Source organism: Trinickia sp., from assembly GCF_051961175.1.
In the GTDB taxonomy this organism is placed as follows: domain Bacteria; phylum Pseudomonadota; class Gammaproteobacteria; order Burkholderiales; family Burkholderiaceae; genus Trinickia.
The window spans coordinates 1-3,807 of sequence record NZ_JBQCDN010000040.1; the positions used below are offsets into that span (position 1 = coordinate 1).

General features: G+C 65.6%; 5 protein-coding genes. 1 reads left to right on the forward strand and 4 read right to left on the reverse strand.

The genetic code is table 11. The features are described from left to right. On the forward strand, positions 1-740 hold a 740-nt coding region (locus ACTHL0_RS02385), incomplete at its 5' end, for a helix-turn-helix domain-containing protein (protein ID WP_440564984.1). 93 nt (positions 741-833) lie between these two features. Here the strand turns inward: ACTHL0_RS02385 and ACTHL0_RS02390 are convergent. The 4 genes from ACTHL0_RS02390 to ACTHL0_RS02405 all read right to left on the reverse strand — a co-directional run. Then, the gene (locus ACTHL0_RS02390) at positions 834-1,607 is read right to left on the reverse strand and encodes a CoxG family protein (protein WP_440564985.1); all 774 of its coding nucleotides are present in this window, start codon (positions 1,605-1,607) and stop codon (positions 834-836) included. A 24-nt stretch (positions 1,608-1,631) separates the two neighbouring features. Next, a complete protein-coding gene (locus ACTHL0_RS02395; RefSeq protein ID WP_440564986.1) occupies positions 1,632-1,997 on the reverse strand; it encodes a DUF427 domain-containing protein in 366 nt (121 codons plus the stop codon). Between the two features lie 192 nt (positions 1,998-2,189). Further along, positions 2,190-2,681, reverse strand: coding sequence for a carboxypeptidase regulatory-like domain-containing protein (locus ACTHL0_RS02400; protein WP_440564987.1), 492 nt, complete (start codon positions 2,679-2,681; stop codon positions 2,190-2,192). 152 nt (positions 2,682-2,833) lie between these two features. Continuing rightward, on the reverse strand, positions 2,834-3,807 hold a 974-nt coding region (locus ACTHL0_RS02405), incomplete at its 5' end, for a PDZ domain-containing protein (protein ID WP_440564988.1).

Genomic DNA, 3,807 nt, shown 5'->3' on the forward strand with positions numbered 1-3,807 from the left:
TGATCGTGCCGAGCTGGCGCAACGCGCTCGAACCACCAAGCGAGCCGCTGCTGAACGCGTTGCGCGACGCGCACGCGCGCGGCGCCCAGATGGTGGGCTTGTGCCTGGGGGCGTTCGTGTTGGCCGCAGCCGGGATACTCGACGGCCGCCCCGCCACGACGCATTGGGCGTGGGCCGACACATTCGCTCGACGCTATCGTGCCGTGCGCGTGGATGCGGCCGTGCTCTACATCGATGACGGCGATGTGCTGACCTCCGCCGGCACCGCGGCCAGCCTCGATTGCTGCCTGCACCTGCTGCGCCGCCGCTGCGGCGCACGGGCGGCCAACTACGTGGCAAGGCGCCTGGTCGTGCCACCGCATCGGCAAGGCAGCCAAGCGCAATTCGTCGAGCAGCCCATCAGCATCCGCGCGCGCGACGAGCGGCTATCCGTCCTGCTGGACTGGGTGCGGGAGAACTTACGTGAGCCGCATTCGCTCGATTCGCTCGCGCAACGCGTGTTAATGAGCCGGCGCACGTTCACGCGGCGCTTCAAGCAAGCGACGGGGACGACGGTAGGAGCCTGGCTGCTCGCGGCGCGTCTCTCCCGCGCGCAGCAGCTGCTCGAAACGACGGACGACAGCGTCGATACGATCGCCGGAACGGCAGGCTTCGGTTCGGCCGTCTCGTTGCGTCAGCACTTCGCCGAGGCGTTCAAGACGACGCCATCCAGCTATCGGCGAGAGTTTCGGGGGGTATGACGGTGCGAGAGGTACGAGAGGTGCAACGGGTGCGAGGCGCGCGAGCGCGGTGAAAGGCGCGAAGCGCAAGCAATCGCATTGAGCGCGGACGCTTCAACCAAGCCAACGCAAAGCGTACAGCAGCACCGCCACGAATACGACGATGGCCACCCAAGCCCATGCAGGCATGGCTTGCGGCGACGACGAACGATGGAGCCCGTGCGCGCCGCGCGGCGATGCGAGCGTGCCTGCGGCGCGACCGCCGAGCGCGGCAGCGGCGTTGTGCTCCCATGTTTTGCGCCCGAGCCCGGCCAGGTTGATCGGCCTCAAAAAGACATGTTGGCGGCGCGGCCCGCCGGCGGCTCGATTCGCCCGCTTGCCGTGCTTCGCTTCCACCACTGCACAGAATTCGGCGAAGAAATCATCGGCCAACTCATGCAGGGCGTTTTCGATCTGACGCGGCGGCAACTCGGCCAGCGGCCCGGTGAGCGTCGCCCATACCGAATATTCAATGCGCGTCGCCCCCGCTTCGCCGCCTTCTTCGGAACCATCGCCGGCCAGCACGACATCGATTTGTCCGCGCAACGATCCGACACCCGTCGCGCAGGCTTTGAAGTTGAGGGTGCGGTGCAGGGAACCGACCGGCCCTCCCCCTTGCTCACGCTCGCCCGACAGCCGCGCCTGCGCGCTCGCCAAGTGGGCGCGCACGTCATAACGGGCCCGCAACGGGCCAAGGGGGATCGTCAACGTGAGCGCGTACTCGCCGGTCGGCAACCGGTCGAACGTTTCGCAATTTTCGAGACTGGCGCGCAGCAGCGCGATGTCTTGCAGCGCGTCGCAGACCGCGGACGAAGGAAGCGGTACACGCAGGGCGTCGGTCAATTCCATAGCGGCCTCCTCGCTCTGCCTCGCCTACGAGGTTTGATCGATGCGGTCGACACGCGACGAGTAGAACGCGATGCACCCCTTGATCGCCTCCGCGCCCGGCAATGGAGCTTCGTAGCTCCAAGCAGCATCCACCACGGGCCCATCCTCTTCGGTGAGCAGACTGAAGTACACCGCGTCGCCCTTGTACGGGCAATGAGAAGCGCTCTGCGACCGGATCAGACGCGTCATGTTCACGTCCTCCCGCGGGAAGTAGAAGACGTCGGGCAAGCCTGTTTCCTTGAGCGTGAGCCCTTGCCCCGTGTCCGCAATCGTGATGCCGCCATGGATGACGCGCAGACGGTGAGGGTTCGGCTCGATCTCGATACGGTGGGTGGCATCGGCATTCGTCATGACTATTCCTCTCCGCAAGGCGTATGCCGGGTGCCCGTGTGCACTGCACAAAAAAAAGCCACGCGCGGGCGCCCGTGGCTTCATTATCGGCGAAAGTCGGGCCGCGTGGGCAGCCCGGCTATGCAGCGGTGGCGGGTGTAGGTGACCGTGTACGGCGGCGTACGGCGAAGCGTGCGCCCACACCATCCTGCGCTATTGCGTATTCCAGTGGAAATCGGCGCGCGCGCCGGGCGTTTTGGCGACCGTCACCGTGCGCGTCTGATCGTCGTCCTTATAGCGCGCGTGCACGGTGTAACGGCCCGGCGGCAGCTTCACGAGCATATAGGGCCCGCGGGCGTCCGCGTTGAAGACATCGGCATCGTGCGGGCCAACAATACGCACGTGGACGTCGGCCAGATAATCCGAGCCCGGACCGGTGAAGCGCATGGCCAGCGGCCATTCGTGTTCGGCGCGCTTCAGGGCATTCGATTCGTCGAGGCCGACGCCGCCCGACACGTAGGCGATGTCGCCCTGGTGCTGGATTTGCGGCAAGCCGCCGCCATTGACGTTGCCGGCACTCGTCATATCCGTTGTCGTACCGCCGACCGTGTCCGAGGCTTGCGCCCACGCGCCGGCCGTAAAGCCGAGTGCCGCCGCGGCTACCGCCGTGGCGAGCATCGCTTTCTTGCTGGTTCGCGTTTTCATTGCATCGCTCCTTCAAGTTGCGCGCCTGTCGCCCGATTCAACCAGCGACGCTGGCGCTACAGGAAAATAAGCAAGCACACACCGTTCCCGGCGGGGCGGGTGTTGCCACCCGCCCGCACGAAGCTCACTGCACCTGCCGATGCGTACAAACGTCAGCCGAGATCGACCGGCACGAAGATCTGCGCGTTGTCGCGCTGGATCAGAAGCGCCACGCTGTTGCCTGCCTTGGCGATGACCTCGCGCAATTGCTGGACCGATGTGACCGGGCGGCCGTTGACGGCCAGGATGACGTCGCCCGACTGAATACCGGCGCTGGCCGCCGGGCCGCTCGATTGCTGCACGAGCAGGCCATGCGTGAGCGATGTGCCGCTGCGTTCTTGCGGCGTGAGCGGACGCACCGCAACACCAAGCCGCCCTTGCTCCGACGATTGCACGCCGCTATCGGCCACCTTCGTGTCGGACAACGAACCGAGCGTGACGGTCATCTGCTTCTTGGATTTGTCGCGCCAGACATCCAACGTCGCCTTCGTACCCGGCTTCATGCCCGCGATCTGCGCGGGCAAATCGGTCGAATCGTTCACCGGCGTGCCGTTCACGGACAGGATCACATCGCCCGCTTGCAATCCGGCCTTCGCGGCCGGACCGCCCGGATCGACCGAGCTCACGAGCGCGCCCGCGGGCTTTTGCAGGCCGAACGAATCGGCCAGTGTCTGGTTGACGCCCTGCACCGCCACGCCAAGGCGGCCGCGGCTCACGTGGCCCGTCTTGACGAGTTCGTCCTTCACGCGAATCGCTTCATCAATCGGGATCGCGAAAGACAAGCCCTGGAAGCCGCCCGTTTGCGAGTAGATCATCGAGTTGATCCCGATCACCTGCCCTTGCAGATTGAACAGCGGCCCGCCCGAATTGCCGGGATTGACCGGTACGTCCGTCTGAATGAACGGCGTGTAGTTTTCGTTCGGCAGCGAGCGTGCCTTCGCACTGATGATGCCCGACGTAACCGTGTTGTCGAACCCGTACGGCGAGCCGATCGCGACGACCCACTGGCCGACCTTGCTCTGGTTCGGATCGCCGATCTTGACGGTCGGCAAGTTCGACGCGCTGATCTTCAGGACCGCGACGTCGG

What these genes read in the sequence shown, in the direction of transcription:
- ACTHL0_RS02400 (WP_440564987.1), bottom strand. Translation starts at nt 2,681, where the DNA reads ATGAAAACGCGAACCAGCAAGAAAGCGATGCTCGCCACGGCGGTAGCC.
- ACTHL0_RS02390 (WP_440564985.1), bottom strand. Translation starts at nt 1,607, where the DNA reads ATGGAATTGACCGACGCCCTGCGTGTACCGCTTCCTTCGTCCGCGGTC.
- ACTHL0_RS02395 (WP_440564986.1), bottom strand. Translation starts at nt 1,997, where the DNA reads ATGACGAATGCCGATGCCACCCACCGTATCGAGATCGAGCCGAACCCT.